This window comes from Streptomyces sp. URMC 123 (assembly GCF_051386515.1).
GTDB lineage: Bacteria > Actinomycetota > Actinomycetes > Streptomycetales > Streptomycetaceae > Streptomyces.
On record NZ_JBPQTV010000085.1, the window covers coordinates 1 to 22,190 of the forward strand.

The following is a 22,190-nucleotide window of genomic DNA, read 5'->3' on the forward strand; positions in this document are numbered from 1 at the left end:
ACCCCTGACCCCGGCCCCCACGTCGTACGCCCCTGAGCCCGGCCCGGCCGTACGCCCCGGCGGGGCCGGGCGGCCATCGAGGTCCGAATCCCGCCGGAGGCGGCGGCGCGCGCGGGGCAGGCTGGGTGTCATGCGTGAGGCCATGCGGGAGACGGACAGGGCGCTGCTCGGGTACTTCGACAGCGCGGCGGAAGGATTCGGCGATCGGTTGCGGGCGGTCCCTGAGGCGGCGTGGGGGGACCCCACGCCGTGCGCCGAGTGGACCGTGCGCCAGCTGGTCGAGCACATGATCCGGGGCAGTCGCCTCTACACCGCGCTGCTGCGGGGCGGCGACAGCGCCCGGTTCCTGGCCGATCTGGACCGGGACGTGGTCGACGGCGACCCGGTGACCGCGTACCGGGACGCGGTGGCCGAGTGCCGGGCGGCGTTCCGTGCCGCCGGCGCCCTCGACGGCATCGTCGACTATCCGTTCGGCCCCGTGCCCGGGCGGCAACTGCTGGGCCTGTACGTGGTGGACGCGATCACGCACACCTGGGACCTCGCCCGCGCCGTACGGCTCGACGAGCGGCTGCACGCGCCCACGGTGCGCTGGGTGCTCGACAACTTCGCCCGGATCTACCACGGCGTGAGCGAGAGCCCGATCGTGGACAGCGACCGCTACTACGGGCCGCCGACGCGGGTGTCCGCGCCGGACGCGTCCGACCGGGACCGCCTCCTCCACGCGATGGGGCGCACCCCCTAGAGGAGCGCAACCCCCTGGAGGGGGCCCGGCCGTCGGCCGTCAGAGGCGCTGGATGATCGTCGCGGTCGCCAGCGCCCCGCCCGCGCACATCGTGATGAGGGCCACCTCCTGGTCGGTGCGCTCCAGTTCGTGGAGCGCCGTGGTGATCAGGCGGGCGCCGGTCGCGCCCACGGGGTGGCCCAGCGCTATCGCCCCGCCGTTGACGTTGACCTTCGTCAGGTCCTGGTCGAAGACCTGGGCCCAGGAGAGGACGACGGAGGCGAACGCCTCGTTGACCTCGACCAGGTCGATGTCGTCGAGGGTCATGCCCGCCCTGCCGAGGACCGCGCGCGTCGCGTCGATGGGCCCGTCGAGGTGGAAGTGCGGGTCCGAGCCGACCAGCGCCTGGGCCACGATCCGGGCCCTCGGCTTGAGCCTGAGGGCCCGCGCCATCCGCTTGGACGCCCACATCACCGCGCACGCGCCGTCCGAGATCTGGGAGGAGTTGCCGGCGGTGTGCAGCGCGGTCGGCATGATCGGCTTCAGCCGGGCGAGCGCCTCCATGCTGGTGTCGCGCAGCCCCTCGTCGCGGTCGACGAGCCGCCACATGCCCTGGCCGGCGGCCTGCTCGTCCTCCGTGGTGGGTACCTGCACGGCGAACGTCTCCCGCTTGAAACGCTCCTCCGCCCAGGCCGTCGCGGCCCGCTCCTGGGAGAGCAGACCGAGGGAGTCGACGCGCTCGCGGGTCAGCCCGCGGGCGCGGGCGATGCGCTCGGCCGCCTCGAACTGGTTGGGCAGGTCCACGCCCCACTCGTCCGGCCAGGGCTTGCCGGGCCCGTGCCGGGTCGCGCTGCCCAGCGGCACCCGGGACATCGACTCGACGCCACAGGCGATGCCCACGTCGATGACCCCGCAGCCGATCATGTTGGCGACGAGGTGGTTGGCCTGCTGCGAGGAGCCGCACTGGCAGTCCACCGTGCTGGCCGCCGTCTCGTACGGCAGGCCCATGGCGAGCCAGGCGTTGCGGGCGGGGTTCATCGACTGCTCCCCGGCGGGGGTGACCGTGCCGCCGACGATCTGTTCCACGCAGTCGGGCTGGATGCCGGTGCGGTTCAGCAGCTCGCGATACGTCTCGCCCAGCAGATAGGCGGGATGGAGGTTGGCGAGCGTGCCTCCGCGCCTGCCGATGGGGGTGCGTACGGCTTCGACGATGACGGGTTCCGCGGCCATGGCTGCTCGCCTCCTCCTGGGGTCCGCGGGGCGGCCCGGCCCGCTGCCCACGGCGAGAACTAGTACCCGTTCTAGTTCTCGAAGCAGTCTTATGAAGACCCGCCCGGCGGCGCAAGGGTCCCGTACCACCCGCGCGGCCGCCGCGTGGCCGGGAAAGGCGCCGCGGCCCTTGCCAGTTGAAGCCCGGGTCACTACCGTCACCGCACGCTTCTGATGGGTCGTCAGACGTCAGAGATGGAGCCGCCATGTCCTCCTGCCCGGCGCTGCCCGAAGGCTTCGACTTCACCGACCCGGACGTCCACCAGCGGCGCGTACCCCTCCCGGAACTCGCTGAGCTGCGGCGCACCGCCCCCGTGTGGTGGAACGCGCAGCGCCACAACGCCGCCGGGTTCGACGACGACGGCTACTGGGTGGTCACCCGGCACGCGGACGTACGGGCCGTCTCCACCGCGCCCGAGCTGTTCTCCTCCAGCACCAACACCGCCATCATCCGCTTCAACGAGGCGATCACCCGGGACCGGATCGATGTCCAGAAACTGATCCTCCTCAACATGGACCCGCCCGAGCACACCCGGCTCCGGCAGATCGTGCAGCGCGGGTTCACCCCCCGCGCGATACGGGCGCTGGAGACGGCCCTGCGCGAGCGCGCCACCGCGATCGTCGCGGCCGCGGCGGCCCGCGGGAGCGGCGACTTCGTCGCCGACGTCGCCGTCGAACTGCCCCTCCAGGCCATCGCCGAACTGCTCGGCGTGGACCAGCGGGACCGGCTCAGACTCTTCGAGTGGTCCAACCGCATGATCGCCTACGACGACCCGGAGCTGGCCATCACCCAGGAGGTGGGGGCGGAAGCGGCGGCGCAGCTCATCTCGTACGCCATGGGCATGGCCGCCGAGCGCGAGGAGTGCCCCGCGCGGGACATCGTCAGCCAGCTCGTCGCCGCGTCCGACGAGGGCAATCTGACCGCCGACGAGTTCGGCTTCTTCGTCCTGGTGCTCACCGTCGCGGGCAACGAGACCACCCGCAACGCCATCACCCACGGCATGCACGCCTTCCTCACCCACCCCGAGCAGTGGGAGCTGTTCAAGGCGGCGCGGCCGTCGACGACGGCGGACGAGATCGTACGGTGGGCCACCCCGATCATGGCGTTCCAGCGCACCGCGACCCAGGACACCGAGCTGGGCGGGGCGGTGATCCACAAGGGCGACCGGGTGGGCCTGTTCTACGCCTCGGCCAACAACGACCCGGAGTTCTTCGACCGGCCCGAGGTCTTCGACATCACCCGCGACCCCAACCCCCACCTCGGCTTCGGCGGCGGCGGCCCGCACTACTGCCTGGGCGCGAGCCTGGCCCGGATGGAGATCGACCTGATCTTCAACGCGATCGCCGACACGATGCCGGACATCCGGCTGGAGGGCGAGCCGCGCAGGCTCCGCTCGTCCTGGGTCAACGGGGTGAAGGAGATGCGGGTCAGTTACGGCCGCGGCTGAGCCGGCCCGCGGCCTCTAGGTACAGGTACTCATGCGGGCGCGCGCCCGTCCTCGCTACAGTGCGCCCTGGCGTGACGCAAGTGATGCGCGAGACGCCAGAGACGCACGGTACGCGGGGGACGGATGAGCTTCACCGACGAATGGACGGCGGCCAAGGCCGACGCGAGCACCCGGTTCGCCTTGGCCGGCACCGGGGACACGCCCGGCGGCGCGCGCTACGGCGGCGCCGTCTCCGGCCTGAAGCTGGAGAAGAAGGCGCTGAAGAGCCTCGCCACGGACACCGGGACGCTTCAGCAGCACGCGGGAACGGCGCTGGCCGACCTGGACGCGGGGCATCGCACGCTGACCACCGACGCCAAGGGGTTCGCGAGCACCGCCACGCTCGCCAAGGTGCTGGAGACCTGGGAGAAGCGGATCAAGGACGCCCGGACCGAGGCCGGGGACCTGGGCGACGGCTTCCGCAAGGCCGGCGGCCTCCACCAGGGCAACGACCTGGACGTGGGCTCGAAGTTCGCCCCGCTGACCGGCGACGGCAAGGGCAAGGGCAACGGCAACGGCTCCGGCTCCGGCGCCTCCTCGAAGGGCTCGACCCCGGAGTGGGCCCGATGAGGGTCAGTGATCTGCGCGACCTCAAGCGGTCCGCGTACGAGACGGCCGCCGAGGGCTGGCGCAAGGTGAGCCACCAGGCCGGCGCGGACATGGACTTCGTCGACCAGACGATGCTGGGCAAGCTCGGCAAGCAGGAGGGCGAGACCAAGAACGCCGCCGTCGGGGCGGTGAACATGCTCAGCCAGAACTACCAGTACATCCAGATGCAGACCGGGCTCGTCCGCACCGCCCTGACCGGTCTGGCCCAGGAGCTCCGCGCGCCGCAGCAGGCGCTCAAGAAGGCGCTGTCCGAGGCCCAGGAGAACGGGCTGACCGTCCACGACGACGGGTCCGTCACCTATCCCGCGGCCACCTCGCACGGCAAGGAGTTCCCCGGCGGCACGGCGCGCGGCGACGGCGAGGCGCCCAAGGGGGGCTTCGAGGGGCTCGCCCAGCAGAGCGTGTCCATGGAGGACGCGCTCAGGGCCCAGTCCGACTACGCGTACGAGAGGGCGGGCCAACCGAAGGTCAACCCGAAGAAGCACCTCGCGGAGCGGCTCGCGAGGGAGATAGCCGACGCCCTGCGCATCGCGGGCGAGGTCGACACCGAGTACTCCCGAGCGCTGTCCAAGCTGGCCGCCAGGATCGGCGGGGTGAAAGTCACCCCCGACATGTGGGCGGACGCGGAGACCGACCGGGCCGAGGTGTTCAAGGCCGCCGGAGACGTCTACGAGGCGAAGAACATCCCCAAGGGCAAGTCCCCGAAGGAGAACGCCGCCTGGTGGAACGGCCTCTCCAAGGAGCAGCAGGACGCGTACGTATCGCTCCACCCGGCCAGCGTGGGCGCCCTCGACGGCCTGCCGGCCGAGGTCCGGGACACCGCCAACCGGACCGTGCTGCGCGAGGAGCACGCGGAACTCCTGGCGACCCTGGCCCGGCACAAGGAGAAGGAGCCGAAGGGCGGCAGGCCGAAGACGGTGCAGCACAAGGAGGCCGTCACCATCACCAGTAAGGACTGGGACGCCTGGGACGCCGAGCGCAAGCGGCTGGAGGCGCGGATCGGCGGCATCGAGGCCATTCAGGGGCGCTTCGACCGGACCTACGACGAGAACGTGGAGAAGGACAAGCTCCCTCCCGCCTATCTGCTGGGCTTCGACTCCGAAGGGCGCGGTCGGGCCATCGTCGCCAACGGCAACCCCGACACCGCCGACCACACCGCCGTCTACGTCCCCGGCACCGGCTCCCAGCTGAGCAAGGCGAAGGGAGACATCAACCGCATGGTGGAGCTGTGGCAGGAGGCGACCGTGCTCGACACCACCAAGAAGCAACAGGTGTCAACCATTACCTGGATCGGGTACGACGCGCCCGAGGACATCGTCAAGGACGCCACCCGCGACAAGTACGCGGACAACGGCGCACCGGCGTACAACCGGTTCCTCGACGGGCTCAACACGGCGAACAAGGCGGGGTCGGACAGCCATCTCACCGCGCTCGGCCACAGCTACGGCAGCACGCTGATCGGCTCGGCCGCGCGCCAGGGCGATCTCAACGCCGATGACATCGTGGTCGCCGGCAGCCCCGGCATGCAGGTGGGCCGGGCCACGGACCTGGACGTGCCCAAGGGCCATGTCTGGAACGAGGAGGCCGACGGGGACCCGGTGCCCGACCTGGGCGCCTTCTTCCACGGCGGCAGCCAGTGGAGAATAGGCGGCGGCGCTGGGATCGCGCCCAGCCAGGACATCTTCGGGGCCGAGCAGATGGCCACCGACACCGAGGGGCACAGTGGCTACTGGGACGAGGATTCGGAGAGCCTGAAGAACCAGGCCAAGGTGGTCATGGGTCAGTACGAATCGGTCACGAGGAAATGACCGGAGCCGGAGCGGGAGCCCGAGTGGGAGCAGGCGCCGGGCGGCGAACGGCGCTCCCGGGCAGGCGCGGATGGCTCGCGCTGTTCCTGGCGACGGCGGTGACGACGGGATGTGGCATGAGTGACGGACTGGGCTACACGCCCAAGGTGCGGCCGGCGCGTGAGGTGTCCGAGGAGGCGCGGCAGCTCTCCAGCGGGATCTACGAGGTCATCAATCTGCGTGGGGAGAACGGCGGCGGAGGACCTCGGACCGCGCCGTGCGGCGAGAAGGACCCGGACGTCTTCTACAAGGTCAAGCACTCCTGGTCCCTGGGCGGCGTGCCCGTCGCGGACATGGAGGCGGCCATGGGCCGCCTGGAGCGCGAGCTCCCCGCCCGCAACTGGAAGATCCTGCGCTACGGGCGCAACAACAGCCAGGCGAGGAACCTCGAACTGCTGGCGGACTCCACGGAGAAGCAGTTCACGGTGAACATCGAGTTCCTGGACAACAGCAAGGTCACCCGGCCGAACCCGCCGCAGTCGCTGATCCATGTCTCGCTGGTCTCCGCGTGCTTCCAGTACCCGCCGAAGGAGAGCGCCCCGAGCCCCTCCCACAGCCACGGCGGCTCGTAGGCCCTCGGGCCCCCGTACGACCAGGCGCCCTTATATACCCCTCCGACAGCCGCCGAAACCCGCCCGCTTAGGCTGCTTCCGTTGGTCGACCCACCGGTTGACCAGGGGATCGGGGGTGGAGGGGGCCCATGAACGACGCGACCGAGGTGTTCCAGCCACTGCAGGCGGACGATCCGCCCGTGGTGGCCGGCTACCGCCTCGCCGCCCGGCTCGGCGCGGGCGGCATGGGCCGGGTCTATCTGTCGCACACCCAGGGCGGCCGACCGGTGGCGCTCAAGGTGGTACGGCCCGAGCTGGCCGACGACCCCTCCTTCCGGCGGCGGTTCCGCCGCGAGGTGGAGGCGGCCCGGCGGGTCCGGGGCGCGTACACCGCCGAGCTGATCGACGCCGACGCGGACGGCGTGCCGCCCTGGCTGGCCACGCTGTACGTGCCCGGGCCCTCCCTCACGGAGGCCGTCGCCCGGCGCGGGCCGCTGCCCGTGCCCACGGTGCTGTGGCTGGTGGCGGGCGTGGCCGAGGCCCTGCAGGCCATTCACGGCGCGGGCATCGTGCACCGGGACCTGAAGCCGTCGAACGTGCTGCTGGCCGCCGACGGGCCGCGAGTGATCGACTTCGGCATCTCGCTGGCCTCCGGCGTCAGCTCCTACACCGCCACGGGCTCCGCCGTCGGCACGCCCTCGTTCATGGCCCCCGAGCAGGCGTCCGCGGGCGAGGTCACGGCGGCGACCGACATCTTCGCGCTGGGCCAGACGGCGGCGTTCGCGGTGCTGGGCAAGCCGCTGTACGGGGACGGGTCCGCGATCAGCGTGCTCTACCGGATCGTGCACTCCGAACCCGACCTGTCGCAGCTGCCCGAGCAGCTCCGTCCGCTGATGGCCCGGTGCCTGGCCGCCGACCCGGAGGAGCGGGCCACCCCCGCGGAGGTCGTCGAGTGGTGCCGGCAGCGGCTGGGCGGGGACGGCGACGCGGGCGCGGGGTCGGCCCTCTGGCGGGAGCTCATGGGGCCGGAGGTGTCGGTTCCGGCGCCGGTGCCCGCGCCCACCCCCGTGCACACGCTGCCGTTCGTCACCCGGCCGCAGCCGCTGCCGGCACCGGTGGTGGGGCCGGAGGAGCAGCGGGCGCGCCGGCGGCGCACCGTCCTGATCACGGTCGCGGCCGTGACGGCGGGCGTGCTGCTGTTGACGGGCCTGGCGTGGACGCTCGTGGAGGCGGTGGGCAAGGCGCGGTCGTCGTGGGCGTCGCCGTCGGCGTCGTCCGACACGGCGTCCGGTAAGGCGTCCGATACGTCGTCCGACGCGTCCTCCGCGTCCGACACGGCGTCATCGTCATCGGCCTCGGGGTCGTCGTCCGCGCCGTCGTCTTCAGGGGCGTCCTCGGGGGCCGCCTCGGCGGGGTCCGGCGGCGCGGCACCGGGCGCGTCGCGGCCCTCCCCGGCCGCGCCCAAGGCGCCGCAGGCCGTCCCGTACCCCTTCCAGTGGCTGGACGCCAAGACCTCGCTGAGCATCAAGGAGCCGGTCCGGCACGAGGACAACAAGGGGGACATCCGCTTCGACTGCAAGGAGGCCGGCTGCGCGCTGGAGAGCGACACCAGCGTGATGACCATGCTCTTCAGCAAGCCGGGCGCCTCCTTCGACTCGTGCCGTCTCGCCCTCACCGGCGCCGACAGCCACCGCCTCCCGCTGGCCGCCGCGGCGGCCGGCAGCGAGATCTGCGTCAAGCACTCCTCCGGGGACATCGCGCTGCTCGTGGTCCAGACGAAGTCGACCGCGCTGCCGAAGATCGCCTTCATGACCGCGGACATGACGGTCTGGCGGGCCGGCGCCCAGTAGGAGCGGAAAAACGACGGTGGCCGTCCCCCGGGAAGGGGGACGGCCACCGCCGCGCTATGTGGAACCGGTCGAACCGCTTGTGGCGGCTCAGTACCAGTGGTTGGCCTGCCAGAAGTTCCACGCGCCACACGGGCTGCCGTAGCGGTCCTTCATGTAGTCCAGGCCCCACTTGATCTGGGTCTCGGCATTGGTCTTCCAGTCGGCACCGGCCGAGGCCATCTTCGAGCCCGGCAGGGCCTGCACCAGACCGTACGCGCCGCTCGCCGCGTTGGTGGCCTGGGGGTTCCAGCCGCTCTCCCGCTCAACGATGTTGCTGAAGCACTGGAACTGCGCGCCGTCCGTGATGATCTTACGGGCGGTGTCCTTGGCGCCGTTGTCCGCGGCCTGCGCGGGGGCGGCGGCGAAGAACAGACCCGAGGCACCCACGGCCACGATGGCAGCGGCGGCGGCGTTCTTGCGGGAGGCGATGCGGCTGAAGGTGGAGAACACGAAAGAGAGCCTTCCGTCGGGGACAGGACCGTCGCGCCGGGCCGGGGCCCGGGGCGGGTCGAGGACACACGGGAATCCATCCGCGATCGGACGGGGGTTTCGCCGAGAGTCTCCGGCCTGCGAGAGGCGCCGGGGTCATCGACCGCGGCGCCCTGCGACGACACCAGTTTTGGCAGATCGCCGAACCCGGTGCAATGCCCCCCTGTTACTAGTGGGCGTAGCACGCGGGACCAAGGTCCCGAACCCCCACGAACAGACGAACAGTGCAGGTCGGCAAGGGAAGTTCGGGGGCCCGCGGCAGGGGTGCGGACCCTACGAAAGGCCCTCGTATGTGACCGAGGTCCTATGGGGGCCCTCACACGCGGCGGCCCCGTTCGCTCACCGCGCGTGCGGGAGGCGATACGCGATCAGGGCCGATCCGGGGCCCGGAATGTGACCGCGGTCTCGAACGCCGCCCGCCGCGTCGCCCGCCGCAGCGCCTTCAGGACCGTCGAGCCCAGCGCGAAGGTCAGCACCACCGTCAGCGCCGCCCGCGGCAGGTCCCAGCCCAGGGACGTGGCCAGGCAGTACGCCAGGAACCGGACCAGGTTCTCGTGCGGCGGATCGCCCGGCACGAAGGAGATCCCGGTGCCCACGCCCTGCAGGTACGGCCACCCCTGGAGGTTCATGACCGTGCCGTAGAGGACGGCCGCCACCGCCCCGTACGCCGCCAGCACCGCCAGCTCGCCGCGGCCCCGCAGCCGGTCCCGGCCCGGCAGCAGGCCCGCGCCCAGCGCCACCCACCCCATGGACAGCATCTGGAACGGCAGCCACGGCCCCACCCCGCCGGTCAGCAGCGCCGACGCGAACATCGTCACCGCGCCCAGCACGAAGCCGAAGCCCGGCCCCAGCACCCGGCCGCTCAGCACCACCAGGAAGAACATCGGCTCCAGCCCGGCCGTGCCCGCGCCCAGCGGGCGCAGCGCGGCCCCCGCCGCCGCCAGCACCCCCAGCATCGCGACGGCCTTCGCGTCCAGCCCGTCGTCCGCGATCGTCGCCACCACGACCGCGATCAGCAGCGGCAGCATCGCGGCGAACAGCCACGGGGCGTCCTGCGAGTGCGCCAGCCCCGAGGCGGTGTCGGCCAGCAGGGGCCAGCCGAAGCCGGCGACGCCGACCGCGGAGACCAGGGCGAGGGCGACCGCGGCGCGCGGCCCGATCGGAATCGCCCGCGCCCGCCTCGCTCGGCTCGTCCCGCTCGCTCGGCCCGTTCCGCTCGCTCCGTTCGCTCCGGTCATTCCGTTCGTTCGGCTCATGTCGCGGCCTCCCGCCCGCCGCGCGCGAGCGCCTCCGCGACCTCGGCGACCGTGAGCCACCGCTGCGGCGCCAGCACCTTCGCGACCTGCGGGGCGAACGCCGGCGAGGCCACCACCACGTCCGCCGTGGGGCCGTCCGCCACGACCTCCCCGTCCGCCAGCACCACCACCCGGTGCGCCAGCTCCGCCGCGAGCTCCACATCGTGCGTGGCCAGCACGATCGCGTGCCCCTCGGCCGCCAGCCCGCGCAGCACGCCCACCAGCCGGCCCTTCGCCGCGTAGTCCAGGCCCCGCGTCGGCTCGTCCAGGAGCAGCAGGGGCGGGCGGGCCGTGAGCACCACCGCCAGCGCGAGCGCCAGCCGCTGCCCCTCCGACAGGTCCCGCGGATGCGTGGCGTCCGCCACGCCCGGGAGCAGCTCGCCGACCAGCGCCCGGCAGGTGCCCGGGGCCGCGCCCGCGTCGGCGTCGGCCGCCGCGCACTCCGCGGCCACCGTGTCCGCGTACAGCAGATCGCGGGGCTCCTGCGGTACGAGGCCGACCCGGCGGATCAGCTCGCGCGCCGACGTGCGGTGGGGGACCGCGCCCCCGGTGCGCACCGAGCCCGCCGCCGGCTCGTGCAGCCCGACGAACGCGGACAGCAGCGTCGACTTCCCCGCCCCGTTACGGCCCATGAGCGCGATCGTCTCGCCGGCCGCCACCCGCAGGTCCACGCGGCGCAGCGCCTCCGTACGGCCCCGCCGCACCGACAGCCCCACGGCCTCGGCGACGACGGCGCCCGGGGAGGTCTCGGAGGGCGCGGGCGGTTGGGGCGGCGGCGTGGCCGCCAGCCGCTCGCACAGCGCCCCCGCCCTGCGCCGGGCGTCGCGCACCGACAGCGGCGGCGGCGACCAGCCCGCGAGCCGGCCCAGCGCCACCACCGGCGGGTGCACCGGCGAGACGGCCATGATCCCGGCCGGGTCGCCGACCACCGGCGCCTCGCCGGGGCCCGGCAGCAGCACCACCTGGTCCGCGTACTGCACCACCCGCTCCAGCCGGTGCTCGGCCATCAGCACGGTCGTCCCCAGGTCGTGCACCAGCCGCTGCAGCACGGCCAGCACCTCCTCGGCGGCGGCCGGGTCCAGCGCGGACGTCGGCTCGTCCAGCACCAGCACCCGGGGGTGCGGGGTGAGCACCGAGCCGATCGCCACCCGCTGCCGCTGCCCGCCGGAGAGCGAGGCGATCGGCCGGTCCCGCAGCTCGGCCAGCCCCAGCAGATCAAGGGTCTCCTCGACCCGGCGGCGCATCACCTCCGGAGCGAGCCCGAGCGACTCCATGCCGTAGGCGAGCTCGTCCTCGACGGTGTCGGTGACGAAGTGCGCCAGCGGGTCCTGCCCCACCGTGCCGACGACGTCCGCCAGCTCGCGCGGCTTGTGCGTACGGGTGTCGCGGCCCGCCACGGTGACCCGCCCGTGCAGGGTGCCGCCCGTGAAGTGCGGGACCAGGCCGCTGACGGCGTTCAGCAGGGTGGACTTGCCGACCCCGGAGGGGCCCACGAGCAGCACCAGCTCGCCCTCGGGCACGGTCAGGTCCACCCCGTGGATCGCGGGCGCGGGGGCGTCGCCGTACCGCACGGACACCTGCTCGAACCGGATCACGGGGTCTCCTCCCGGAGGGACTCGGAGGGGGAAGGGCGCGCCGGGGCCGGCGGCGCGGGGGTCAGATGCGCGGGCAGCAGGCCCAGCAGCACCGCGCCCGCCGGCCACAGCGGCAGCGTGGGCGGCGCCAGCGGCACCACCCCCGGGTGCAGGGCCGCCGGCTCCACGGCCGCGGCCAGGACCATCAGCGCGGCCACCGCCGCCCCGGAGCCCGACACCAGCCACGCGCGTGCGCCCCAGCGGTCGGGGCGGTAGCGGGTGCGGACCGAGCGCCTGCCGCCCAGCCGCAGCCCCACCGTCGCCGCCGCCAGGCCCGCCAGCAGCAGCGGCCAGCCGTAGCCGGCGCCGGCCGCGCCCAGCAGCCCGTACGTCCCCGCGCAGATGCCGACCAGGCCGCCCAGGGTCAGTACGGCGGTGACGCGCCGTACCGCCGCCGGCACCTGCGCGCTGCGGCCGTAGCCGCGGGCGTCCATGGCCGCCGCCAGCGCCACGGAGCGCTCCAGCGCACCCTCCAGCACCGGCAGCCCGATCTGGGCCAGCGCCCGGATGCCCTTGTCGGGGCGGCCGCGCAGCCGGCGCGCGGCGCGCAGCCGCACCACGTCCGCCACCAGGTTCGGCGCGAACGTCATCGCGACCACGACCGCGACCCCCACCTCGTACAGCGCCCCGGGCAGGGACTTCAGCAGCCGCGCCGGGTTGGCGAGCGCGTTGGCCGCGCCCACGCACGCGAGCAGGGCGGCCAGCTTCAGCCCGTCGTAGAGGGCGAAGACCACGGCCTCGGCGGTCACCCGGCCGCCGATGCGCACGCCCTGCGCCCAGTGCGGCAGGGGCACCTCCGGCAGGGTGAAGAGCGTGGTGCTGCCGGGGATGGGAGAGCCGAGCAGCACGGAGAAGACGACGCGAATGCCGATCACCAGCAGGCCGAGCTTGAGGAACGCGCCGTAGCTGCGCGCCCAGGGCGCGTCGGTGCGGCGCACGGCGACGACGTATCCGGCGACGGCCACGAGCAGGCCGAGCAGCAGCGGATTCGTGGTCCGCGAGGCGGCGGTGGCGAGCCCGAGCGCCCACACCCACCAGGCCCCGGCGTGCACGGCGTTCCCCCGATGAGAGCGAGGCGTACGGGGCGTACGGGGTTTGCGGGCCGCACGGGGCGTGTGCGGCCCGCGGCGCTCCTGCGCGCGGTGGCCGCGTTCCATCGGGCCGGGGGCGGACGCCCGAGCACCGTCCGCGCCGGCGCCGGGGTGCTCCACGGCGGACTCGCCTGCTTTCACGTCGGAACGGCATGCGTCCGGGCCGGGTTCGGGTGCGCCCGCGCCGGCCGGGCGTGCCCCTGCGGCGGACCCGCAGGTCTGCGGGCCGGATCGGTGTGGCTGGGAGCCGGGCGTGCGCTTTTCCGGGCCGTGCACGGATGCCCCCGCGTCGGACCCGCATGGTTCCGCGCCGGACCGGGGTCGCTCGGAGCCGCGCGTGCTCGCCTCCGCGTCGGCCGGGCGTGCCTCCTGGGCGGGGTCGCGTTCCATCGGGGCGGGGGCCGATGCCCCCCCCCCGCCCGCGGCCTTGTCCTCCGTGCTCATCCGCGGCGGCGTGCCTGCCAGAGGGCGGCCACGCCCAGCAGGAGGACCGCGGCGAGGCCCGCGAGCAGGCCCGCGGACGGGCCGCCCTCCTCGCCGTCGGCACTCTTCTCGCCGGCGCGGGCCCCCTCGCCCGCGCCCGTCGGCTTCGCGGTGGAGCCGGAGTCCGCGACCTGCTCGCCGCAGCCGGACGCCGGGTAGCCCGCGATCCCGCACAGCAGCGCGGACGCGTTGTAGCGCAGCGGCTCGGCGACGGCGGCCAGTGCCTCCGCGGCGGTGGCGTTCCCGGGCACGCGGGCGCAGGCGGTACGGGCCGCGGGCGGCGTCTCGCCGCTCGGCGCGTCCTCGGCGGTGCCGAAGTCCAGCACCAGCGCGACGCGCTTGGTGCCGTCCGCCGCCGGGGTGTCGCCGCAGATCGCGGCGAAGTCGGCGGCCCCGCGCGGCTGCGCCGCCTGGGCCGAGTCCTTGCTCACGGCGAACCGGAACCCCTGCACCGCGCCGTCCTTGGGCCGCGCGGTGGCCGGTCCCTGGGTGGCGTACGTCCACTCGCCGCCGGTCCGCTGCCAGAAGGACCAGTAGCGGTAGCCCGCGGCGTGAGCGGCGGACGCGGGCAGGGCCGCGCCGAGCACACCGGACAGGACGGCGGTGAGGAGGGCGAGCGCGAGGGCACGGGCGCGCCACGGCTTCGCGGCCGTACGCGGGCGGCCGTACGACGCGGGCCCGCTCGTCACCGGCCCGCTCGCCACCCGCTCACCCGCCACCGGCCCGCCCGTTGTCGGCCCACCCGCCAGGGGCCCCGCTGTCGCCGCGGCCGTTCCACCGGAGAGGCCCGAGGACACGATCCTCACCGCTTGCCGCGCCCGCTCAGCAGGAAGCCGATGCCGACGCCGGCCACCAGGAACGCGCCCACGATCCACCAGACGCCGAAGCCGGAGCCCTCGTCCTCCGCCTTCTCGTCCTTGGCGTCCTTGGCGTCCTTCGCCGGGGCGTCCGCCCCGGCCTGCGGCGCCGGGCCGGTGGCGTTGAGCTGCGCGACCAGGTCGGTGCCGCCGAAGTTCCGCGGGTCGGCCCCCGCGGCCCGCGCGGCGAGGACGAGGGCGCCGTACGCGGCCGGCCCCTGCTCCTTCGCCCACGCGGCGGAGTTGTTCTCCAGCCACGTCAGGGGCGCCCGGAGCGCCTCCCGGTGGCCCCCGGCGGCCAGCGCCAGCACCGCGTCGGCGGTGTTGCCCGGGTCCGGCGGCGGGGTGGCGCCCCCGAGGGCGAGGCCCTTCACATGGCCGCCGTTCTTCGCCAGCACGGCGGAGAGGTAGCCGGCCGCGGCGTCCGCGGCCCGCTTCGGGTCGGCGGGCTTGTCGGCGGGCTTGTCCGCCACCCCCTCGCCGCACTCCATCGGCCGCACCGGCACGTCCGCGCCGCCCCGGGGGAGCGGGTCGACGGCCAGGCCCTTGCCGAGCGCGGCGAGCGCCGCGTCGACCGTGGCGCCGTCGTTCGCCTCCAGCTTGCCGTCCTGCGGCTGCCAGGCGAACGCCCCGCGCCGGTCCTCCGGCGCGTCGCAGCCGAGCTGGAAGCCGGTCAGCGCGTCGTACGGGGACTTCCCCTGCTGCGAGACGGCCTTCGCCGGGTCCTCCTGGGCCGCGGCGAGCGCGCCGATGACCACCGAGGTGGAGTTGGCGTCGCTGGGGTCGCCCGGGGCGCTGCCCCAGCCGCCGTCCTGGTTCTGCGTGGTCTTCAGCCACCCGACGGCCTTCTTCACGCCCTCGGCGTGCCCGCCGACGGCGGCCAGCGCCTGCACGGCCTGCGCGGTGGCGTTGGAGTCGAGCCGTGTCGCGGAGCCGCACTTCTCGGCCGGGTCCGGCCGGTACGCGGCGAACCCGCCGGACTCGCACTGCTGGCCCGCCAGCCAGTCCACCGCCTTCGGTGCCGGGGTGACGCCCACCGCGCGCTGGGCGATCAGCGCGACCGACTGCCGCCACACCCCGTCGAACTGCGGGTCCTTCGTGCCGTACAGACCCGACGGCAGCGAGGCCGGCGCGGACGGCTTGGCGGACGGCGCGTCGTCGGCGATGGCGGCGGAGGCGGCCGGGGCAGCGGCCGCGCAGAGCACGGCGGTCGCGGCCAGGACCGCGGCGCTGCGGCGTACGTTCATGTCGGGCGGTGCCTCTCGTGTTGAGCAGTACTGCGGGCGGGCGGCGGTGCCGGGAATCCGCCGCCCGGCGCGCGCCGCGCCCTGCCGGTGGTGTGCCGGGGTGCGCGCCCGCACGGGGCACCGGGCTCCGGCTCCGCATGCCTCGACGGTGCCGGTCGCCGACCACCGCCGCACACAGGGGACTCGGCCGGAGACTGGAGCCGGTCACATCCGGCCGGGCGGTCCGGCTCGCCGCCCGGGGGCGGCTCACGGTTGCGGGTCAGCGCCGGACTTGCACCGGCTTTCCCCTGTCGGACGTGATATCGACCCGCTCACTCTACCGGCCCCCGAACCGCGCCCCCACGGCTCCCCGCCCCCTCCCCGCCGCCTCGGGCGCCACGCGCGGCCGCTCCTCCGTACCGCCCCGTCACCGCCGCGCCGCGGGGCCGTCACCTCCGCGCGCCGTCACCGCGCCCGGTACGTGGGCGGGTCGCTGCCCGGGACGCGCTCGGCGCGCCCGAGCCTCAGCAGGTGGCGCACGTGCGCCTCCGTCTCGGACACCGCCATCGCGCGGGAGCCGAGCGGAATCCGCTCCCACGGCCGGTTCCACGCCGTCCGCTCCGCGATCTCCCACATCGTGCGGGGCTCGCCGGTGAGCAGGGCGCGGGTCTCGGCGAGCCGCTTCTCGTGGTGGTCGAGCAGCTCCCGCACCCGGCCGGCGGCGTCCGTGAACGCGTGCCGGTGGGCCGGGAGCACCCGGGCGGGGGCCAGCCGGCCGATCCGCTCCAGGGAGGCGAGGAAGTCGCCGAGCGGGTCCGCGGTCCCGGGGGCGCCGGGGGCCTCGTACAGGCCCACGTGGGGCGAGATCCCCGGCAGCAGGTGGTCGCCGGAGAACAGCCGGCCCCCGCCGCCCCCCGCCGGCAGCGGCTCCCCGTACGGCCGGTGCCCCGCCTCGTACGGCCCGCTGCCCTCGTACGGCCCGGGCCCCGCCTCGTACCGGCCCGGTCCCGGCCCCGCCGGCAGCCGCTCCTCCAAGTACAGGCAGACATGGCCCGGCGTGTGGCCGGGGGTCCAGACGGCCCGCAGCCGGCGGCCGGGCACGTCCAGCAGCTCGCCGGGGACGATCGCGCGGTCCGGCAGCGCGGGCACCGGGGCTGGCAGCGCCTCCCGCCCTGCGCGGCGCGCCGCGCGCAGGGGCGCGAGCTGGTCGTCCGGCGCCCCGGCCGCGGTGAGCTGCGTCAGCAGATGGTCGAGCCAGCCGGTGTCGGCCGCGTCCCGGGTGCGCCGTACGACGGCGATGTCCGCGGGGTGCATGGCCACCCACGCCCCCGAGACCTCCCGCACCCGCCCGGAGAGCCCGTGGTGGTCCGGGTGGTGGTGGGTGATGAGCACGCCGTGCACGTCGGCGACGTCGGCCCCGCACGCCGCGAGCCCCGCGACGAGGGCGTCCCAGGACGAGGGGTCGTCCCAGCCGGTGTCCACGAGCACCGGCCCCCGGTCGGTGTCCAGGAGGTGGACCACGGTGTGGCCCAGGGGGCTGTCGGGGATGGGCACCGGGATGCCCCACACCCCGCCGCCGTGATCGGTCACGCCTTCCGCCATGGGGCCCCCTCCGAACGCCCGCCCGCCCGCGCCACCGCGGCCACGCCGTGCCCCGCACCCGCACCCGCACTCGCATCGGCACCCGCACCGGCACTCGCACCGGCCGACGAGTCCGGCCACCGCGCCCGGGACCGCGTGATTGCCCACTATAACCAGACCTGATATCAGTTTCTGAAACAGCGTCAGAAAGCCTTGATCCGCAGGAGGAACGGGCGATGACCGACCTCATCGAGCACGGACGGCTCTTCATCGGCGGCCGGCTGGTGGACCCCGCCGGCACGGACACCATCGAGGTGTACTCCCCGCACACCGAACAGCTCATCGGGCGCGTGCCGCATGCCTCCCGCGCCGATGTGGACCGGGCGGTCACCGCCGCCCGCGCCGCGTTCGACGAGGGCCCCTGGCCCCGCACCCCGCTCGCGGAGCGGATCGAGGTGGTCACCCGGATCAAGGACGAACTCGCCGCCCGGCACGAGGAGCTGGCCCGCCTGATCAGCTCCCAGAACGGCTCCCCGTACTCCTGGAGCGTGCTGGCCCAGGCCCTCGGGGCGGTGATGGTGTGGGACGCCGCGATCACCGTCGCCCGGGACTTCCCCTTCGAGGAGCGGCGCGCCGGGCTCCTCGGCCCGCTGCTGCTGCGGCGCGAGCCGGTCGGCGTGGTGGCCGCCGTCGCGCCCTGGAACGTGCCGCAGTTCGTGGCCGCCGCCAAGCTCGGCCCCGCGCTGCTCGCCGGCTGCTCCGTGATCCTCAAGCCGTCGCCGGAGACCCCGCTGGACGCGTACGTCCTCGCCGACATCGCCGCGCGGGCCGGACTGCCGGACGGGGTGCTCTCCGTCCTCCCCGCGGACCGGGAGGTCAGCGAGTACCTGGTCGGCCACCCCGGCGTCGACAAGGTGTCCTTCACCGGCTCGGTCGCCGCGGGCAAGCGGGTGATGGAGGTGGCCGCCCGCCATCTGACCCGGGTCACCCTGGAGCTGGGCGGCAAGTCCGCGGCGATCGTGCTGCCCGACGCGGACACCGCCACCACGGTCGCGGGGCTGGTGCCCGCGGCGTGGATGAACAACGGGCAGGCGTGCGTCGCGCAGAGCCGCGTCCTCGTGCCGCGCTCCCGCTACGACGAGTTCGCCGAGGCCCTCGCCGAGGCCGCGTCCGCGCTGGTCGTCGGCGACCCCCTGGACCCCGCCACCCAGGTCGGCCCGCTGGTCGCCCGGCGCCAGCAGCAGCGCTCGTTCGACTACATCCGGATGGGCCAGGAGGAGGGCGCCAAGGTGCTCACCGGCGGTGGCCGGCCGGCCGCCCGGGAGCGCGGCTGGTACGTGGAGCCCACGCTGTTCGGTGGGGTCTCGAACCGCATGCGGATCGCCCGCGAGGAGATCTTCGGCCCGGTGATCTGCCTGCTGGCGTACGAGGACGAGGCGGAGGCCGTACGGATCGCCGACGACTCGGACTACGGGCTCTCCGGCAGCGTCTGGACCGCCGACCCGGACCGCGGCCTCGACATCGCCCGGCAGGTACGTACCGGTACATACAGCGTGAACGGCTTCTCGATCGATATGCTCGGCCCGTTCGGTGGCTACAAGAACTCCGGCCTGGGGCGGGAGTTCGGGCCCGAAGGCTTCGGCGAGTATGTGGAGCACAAGATGATCCACCTTCCGGTAGAACACGTCGCACCCGGCCACGGCGCACAGGGTGGGGCCGAGTGATGAGCGACGAGCGCTGGCGCGTCGAAGTGGACCGCGCCGTCTGCATCGGGTCGGGCATGTGCGTGGACAGCGCCCCCCGCGGCTTCACCCTCGACTCGGCGCGCAAGTCGCGGTCGGTGGCCTCCGAGACCGACCCCGACAACGAGCTGATGGAGGCGGCGGAGAGCTGTCCCGTCGAGGCCATCTCCATTCGGACGGTCGACGGGAGGGCGGTGTTTCCGCCCGACGAGTGACCTCCGACCGGCCGACCAGTAAGGAACGCCTGATAAAACTGGTGTTCGGCACTCAAGGTTACCTGTGAGTTCCGCACGGTCGCCTCATTACAGTTGAGACTGGTTTCGCCCTCGGTGCCATGAAAATCTTTTCGCATCGGCACCGAGGGGGGAAACGATGGACAAGCGGTACGAGGTCTTCTGTCTCGCCGACAGATATTTCTACGAGACCCCGGACCGCTTGTCCGTCTCCCGGCCGACCGCCGAGAACGCCGCTGCGGCGGAGATCGCGGAGGGTGGCGCCGCCGGAACCGCCCGGGGAATCGTTTCATCGTTCTACGAGCCCGCCCAGCGCCCCGCGCCCGACGGCTGGCGCACCCTGCTCGTGGGCGACTGGCTGCACGTGAACCCGGTGGACGCGGCCGGCGCCCCGCGCCCCGGCCGCCCGCTCCAGGGCTGGAAGATCCATGTGTCGGCCTGTCTCGACAACGCCGAGAAGATCGCCGCCCAGGTCTGGGACTATTGCGTGCCGCGCGCCGTGCCCTTCAAATTCGTGCCCGGCCCGCACCAACTCCACCTGCGCAATTCGAAATACGCCGGGCGCGGCTCCAGCGGGAAATTCGTCACCATCTACCCGGCCGACGAAAAAGAGCTCCACGCCATTCTGCTGGAACTCGGCGCACTGCTCGACGGCGAACCCGGGCCCTACATCCTCACCGATCTGCGCTGGCGCCGAGGCCCGCTGTACGTGCGCTACGGCGGATTCGTGCACCGCTATTGCGTGGACGGCACCGGCGCGCTGGTGCCCGCGATCGAACACCCGGACGGCCACCTCGTACCGGACCGCCGCGAGCCGGCGTTCCACGTCCCCGACTGGGTGACGCTGCCGGACTTCCTGGCCCCCGAGCTCGCCGCGCGCAACGCCACCACCACCGATGAGCTGCCGTACCGCATCGAGCGCGCCCTGCACTTCTCCAACGGCGGCGGGGTCTACGCCGGCCGCGATCTGCGCACCGGGGACGAGGTGGTGCTCAAGGAGGCCCGGCCGCACGCCGGACTCGCCTCCGACCGCGCCGACGCCGTCGCCCGCCTGGAGCGGGAGAAGACCGCCCTGGAGCGCCTCTCCGGGCTCGGTGTCGCCCCCGAGGTGCGCGACTGGTTCACCCTCGGCGACCACCGCTTCCTGGTGATGGACTTCCTGCCCGGCCGGCCCCTCAACTCCTTCTTCGCCCAGCGCCATCCGCTCCTCGCGCCCGACCCGGAGCCCGGCGAGATCGCCGAGTACAGCGCCTGGGCGCTGGACATCCACCGGGCCGTCGAGGAGGCCGTGGCGGCCGTGCACGGCCGGGGCGTGGTCTTCAACGACCTCCACATGTTCAACGTGATGGTCGCGCCGGACGAGAAGAGCGTGCGGCTGCTGGACTTCGAGGCCGCCGCGCACGTCGACGAGAACCACCGGCAGGCCCTGGCCCACCCGGGCTTCATCGCCCCGACCGACCGGCGCGGCTTCGACGTCGACCGCTACGCCCTCGCCTGTCTGCGGCTGGCGCTGTTCATGCCGATGACCACGCTCCTCGTCATCGACCGGGACAAGGCGGCGCACCTCGCGGAGGTGGCGGCGGCCCGATTCCCGGACGTGCCGGCGGAGTTCTGGGCGGACGCGGTGCGGGAGATCACCCGTGATCCGGACGCGCGGGAGCACGTCGGCGAGCCGGCGCCGGGTGCGTCGTCCTCGGGTGCGTCGTCCTCGGGCACGCCCGCCCGGAGCGCGCCCGCCTCGGACACGTACCTGCCCGTCGACCCCGGCGACTGGCCGGCCGCCCGCGACTCGATGGCCGCGGCCGTCCTCGCCTCCGCCACCCCCGAGCGCGACGACCGGCTCTTCCCCGGCGACATCGCCCAGTTCGGCGACGGCGGCGGCCTCGGACTCGCCCACGGCGCCGCCGGCGTCCTGTACGCCCTCGCCGAGGCCGGCCTCCCCGCGTACGAGGCCGGCGAGGAGTGGCTGCTCCGGCACACCGATCCGCCGCCGCCGGGCACCCCGCTCGGCCTCTACGACGGGCTCGCCGGCACCGCCCTCGTCCTCGACCGGCTCGGCCATCCCCAGCGCGCCCTCGACCTCGTACGGCGCGTCCTGGACGAGAAGTGGCAGCGGCTCGTGCCCGATCTGTACGGCGGGCTCGCCGGCATCGGCCTGGTCCTCGACCACCTCTCCCGCAGCACGGGGGAGAAGGAGCTGCGCGCCAGCGCGCTGCGCGCCGCGCAACTCCTCGCCGACCGGCTCACCGACCCCGACGCCGCCCCGACCCGCCGCGCCGGCCTGCTGTACGGCGCCACCGGGCCCGCCCTCCTCTTCCTGCGGCTGTACGACCACAGCCCCGAACCCGCGCTCCTCGACCTCGCCGCCACGGCGCTCCGCAAGGACCTCGCCCAGTGCGTGACGAGCCGCCACGGCGCGCTCCTCGTCGACGAGGGCCGGCGCATCATGCCCTACCTCGGCGGCGGCAGCGTCGGCATCGGCATGGTCCTCGACGACCACCTCGCCCACCGGCCCTCCGACGCGGAGTTCGAGGACGCCCGCGCCGCGATCCTGCCGGCCGCGCACTCCCACTACTACGCGCAGCCCGGGCTCTTCAACGGGCGCGCCGGCATGGTCCTCCACCTCAGCCGCACCACGGCGCCGGGCGCGGCGGGCGACCGGCTCGCCCGGCAAATCGCCGGGCTCGGCTGGTACGCCATCCCGTACCGGGGGCACCTCGCCTTCCCCGGCGACCAGATGATGCGGCTCTCCATGGACCTGGCCACCGGAACGGCCGGCTGCCTGCTCGCCCTCGCGGCGGCGCACGGCCCGGCGACCGCACAGCTTCCCTTCCTGCCGCGACTGCCGCGACCGCCGCGATCCACGCGGCCCACGAGCCGGCCCCCGTCGGGGGCCGAATGAGAAACACCCGTCCCCATGGAAAACGATGAAAGGAAAGCATCATGGCGCTTCTCGACCTGCAGAGCCTGGAGACCCCGGAGACCGACGGCGGCAACGACCAGAGCAGCCTGAGCCTGCTGGCGTGCGACAAGCACAGCTCGAACTCGTTCCTCGTCTGCCTGTGATCTGAGGCGGGTCGCGGGGGTTCCGGTGGCACCGCTCGCCACCGGAACCCCCAGCGCCTCCGGCGCTGGGGTCGTACGGTTCTCTGGCGCCTTCGGCGCCGGGTCTTTCTCCCACCCACC

At 74.2% G+C, this 22,190-nt stretch carries 18 protein-coding genes; 10 read left to right on the forward strand and 8 right to left on the reverse strand.

Annotation, left to right across the window (positions count from 1 at the left end; all coding sequences use genetic code 11):
- The first annotated feature begins 130 nt into the window (after positions 1 to 130).
- On the forward strand, positions 131 to 742 hold the full coding sequence (locus tag ACSNOD_RS12980; protein ID WP_436767037.1) for a TIGR03086 family metal-binding protein: 612 nt from the start codon (positions 131 to 133) through the stop codon (positions 740 to 742).
- A 39-nt stretch (positions 743 to 781) separates the two neighbouring features.
- On the opposite strand, the gene ACSNOD_RS12985 is transcribed toward ACSNOD_RS12980, so the two are convergent.
- Positions 782 to 1,951 (reverse strand): steroid 3-ketoacyl-CoA thiolase, encoded by a 1,170-nt coding sequence (locus ACSNOD_RS12985; protein WP_436767038.1) that lies wholly within the window; start codon positions 1,949 to 1,951, stop codon positions 782 to 784.
- A gap of 245 nt (positions 1,952 to 2,196) precedes the next feature.
- On the opposite strand from ACSNOD_RS12985, the gene ACSNOD_RS12990 reads away from it, so the two are divergent.
- From ACSNOD_RS12990 to ACSNOD_RS13010, 5 genes are all read left to right on the forward strand, one after another.
- The gene (locus ACSNOD_RS12990; RefSeq protein ID WP_436767039.1) at positions 2,197 to 3,438 is read left to right on the forward strand and encodes a cytochrome P450; all 1,242 of its coding nucleotides are present in this window, start codon (positions 2,197 to 2,199) and stop codon (positions 3,436 to 3,438) included.
- A gap of 123 nt (positions 3,439 to 3,561) precedes the next feature.
- A complete protein-coding gene (locus ACSNOD_RS12995) occupies positions 3,562 to 4,047 on the forward strand; it encodes a hypothetical protein (RefSeq protein ID WP_436767040.1) in 486 nt (161 codons plus the stop codon).
- On the forward strand, positions 4,044 to 5,894 hold the full coding sequence (locus tag ACSNOD_RS13000; protein WP_436767041.1) for an alpha/beta hydrolase: 1,851 nt from the start codon (positions 4,044 to 4,046) through the stop codon (positions 5,892 to 5,894). Before ACSNOD_RS12995 ends, ACSNOD_RS13000 begins: the two co-directional genes overlap by 4 nt.
- A gap of 116 nt (positions 5,895 to 6,010) precedes the next feature.
- Positions 6,011 to 6,505: a hypothetical protein gene (locus ACSNOD_RS13005; RefSeq protein WP_436767042.1), complete on the forward strand. Its 495-nt coding sequence runs from the start codon at positions 6,011 to 6,013 to the stop codon at positions 6,503 to 6,505.
- A 128-nt stretch (positions 6,506 to 6,633) separates the two neighbouring features.
- Entirely contained in the window at positions 6,634 to 8,334 is a 1,701-nt protein-coding gene (locus ACSNOD_RS13010; protein ID WP_436767043.1) for a serine/threonine-protein kinase, read from the forward strand.
- 87 nt (positions 8,335 to 8,421) lie between these two features.
- Here ACSNOD_RS13010 and ACSNOD_RS13015 read toward each other — a convergent pair whose 3' ends face one another.
- From ACSNOD_RS13015 to ACSNOD_RS13045, 7 genes are all read right to left on the reverse strand, one after another.
- Positions 8,422 to 8,823 carry a transglycosylase SLT domain-containing protein gene (locus ACSNOD_RS13015; RefSeq protein WP_436767044.1) on the reverse strand — a complete coding sequence of 134 codons (402 nt, stop codon included), beginning with the start codon at positions 8,821 to 8,823 and terminating at the stop codon, positions 8,422 to 8,424.
- 407 nt (positions 8,824 to 9,230) lie between these two features.
- Positions 9,231 to 10,100, reverse strand: a complete 870-nt coding sequence (locus ACSNOD_RS13020) for an ECF transporter S component (protein WP_436767053.1) — start codon at positions 10,098 to 10,100, stop codon at positions 9,231 to 9,233.
- Positions 10,101 to 10,114: 14 nt separating this feature from the next.
- Positions 10,115 to 11,752 (reverse strand): ABC transporter ATP-binding protein, encoded by a 1,638-nt coding sequence (locus tag ACSNOD_RS13025; protein ID WP_436767045.1) that lies wholly within the window; start codon positions 11,750 to 11,752, stop codon positions 10,115 to 10,117.
- Entirely contained in the window at positions 11,749 to 12,948 is a 1,200-nt protein-coding gene (locus tag ACSNOD_RS13030) for a CbiQ family ECF transporter T component (RefSeq protein WP_436767054.1), read from the reverse strand. Before ACSNOD_RS13030 ends, ACSNOD_RS13025 begins: the two co-directional genes overlap by 4 nt.
- A 374-nt stretch (positions 12,949 to 13,322) precedes the next feature.
- Entirely contained in the window at positions 13,323 to 14,054 is a 732-nt protein-coding gene (locus ACSNOD_RS13035) for an SCO2322 family protein (protein WP_436767046.1), read from the reverse strand.
- Positions 14,055 to 14,167: 113 nt separating this feature from the next.
- Positions 14,168 to 15,469, reverse strand: a complete 1,302-nt coding sequence (locus ACSNOD_RS13040; protein ID WP_436767047.1) for a prenyltransferase/squalene oxidase repeat-containing protein — start codon at positions 15,467 to 15,469, stop codon at positions 14,168 to 14,170.
- Positions 15,470 to 15,913: 444 nt separating this feature from the next.
- The gene (locus ACSNOD_RS13045) at positions 15,914 to 17,050 is read right to left on the reverse strand and encodes an MBL fold metallo-hydrolase (RefSeq protein WP_436767048.1); all 1,137 of its coding nucleotides are present in this window, start codon (positions 17,048 to 17,050) and stop codon (positions 15,914 to 15,916) included.
- A 215-nt stretch (positions 17,051 to 17,265) separates the two neighbouring features.
- Between ACSNOD_RS13045 and ACSNOD_RS13050 the strand changes: the two genes are divergently transcribed.
- The 4 genes from ACSNOD_RS13050 to ACSNOD_RS13065 all read left to right on the forward strand — a co-directional run bounded on the left by ACSNOD_RS13050 (position 17,266) and on the right by ACSNOD_RS13065 (position 22,070).
- Positions 17,266 to 18,753, forward strand: a complete 1,488-nt coding sequence (locus tag ACSNOD_RS13050; RefSeq protein ID WP_436767049.1) for an aldehyde dehydrogenase — start codon at positions 17,266 to 17,268, stop codon at positions 18,751 to 18,753.
- Positions 18,753 to 18,986 (forward strand): ferredoxin, encoded by a 234-nt coding sequence (locus tag ACSNOD_RS13055; RefSeq protein WP_436767050.1) that lies wholly within the window; start codon positions 18,753 to 18,755, stop codon positions 18,984 to 18,986. Before ACSNOD_RS13050 ends, ACSNOD_RS13055 begins: the two co-directional genes overlap by 1 nt.
- A gap of 157 nt (positions 18,987 to 19,143) precedes the next feature.
- Positions 19,144 to 21,906, forward strand: a complete 2,763-nt coding sequence (gene lanKC / locus ACSNOD_RS13060) for a class III lanthionine synthetase LanKC (protein ID WP_436767051.1) — start codon at positions 19,144 to 19,146, stop codon at positions 21,904 to 21,906.
- Between the two features lie 41 nt (positions 21,907 to 21,947).
- Positions 21,948 to 22,070 (forward strand): SapB/AmfS family lanthipeptide, encoded by a 123-nt coding sequence (locus ACSNOD_RS13065; RefSeq protein ID WP_436767052.1) that lies wholly within the window; start codon positions 21,948 to 21,950, stop codon positions 22,068 to 22,070.
- Positions 22,071 to 22,190 lie beyond the last annotated feature (120 nt).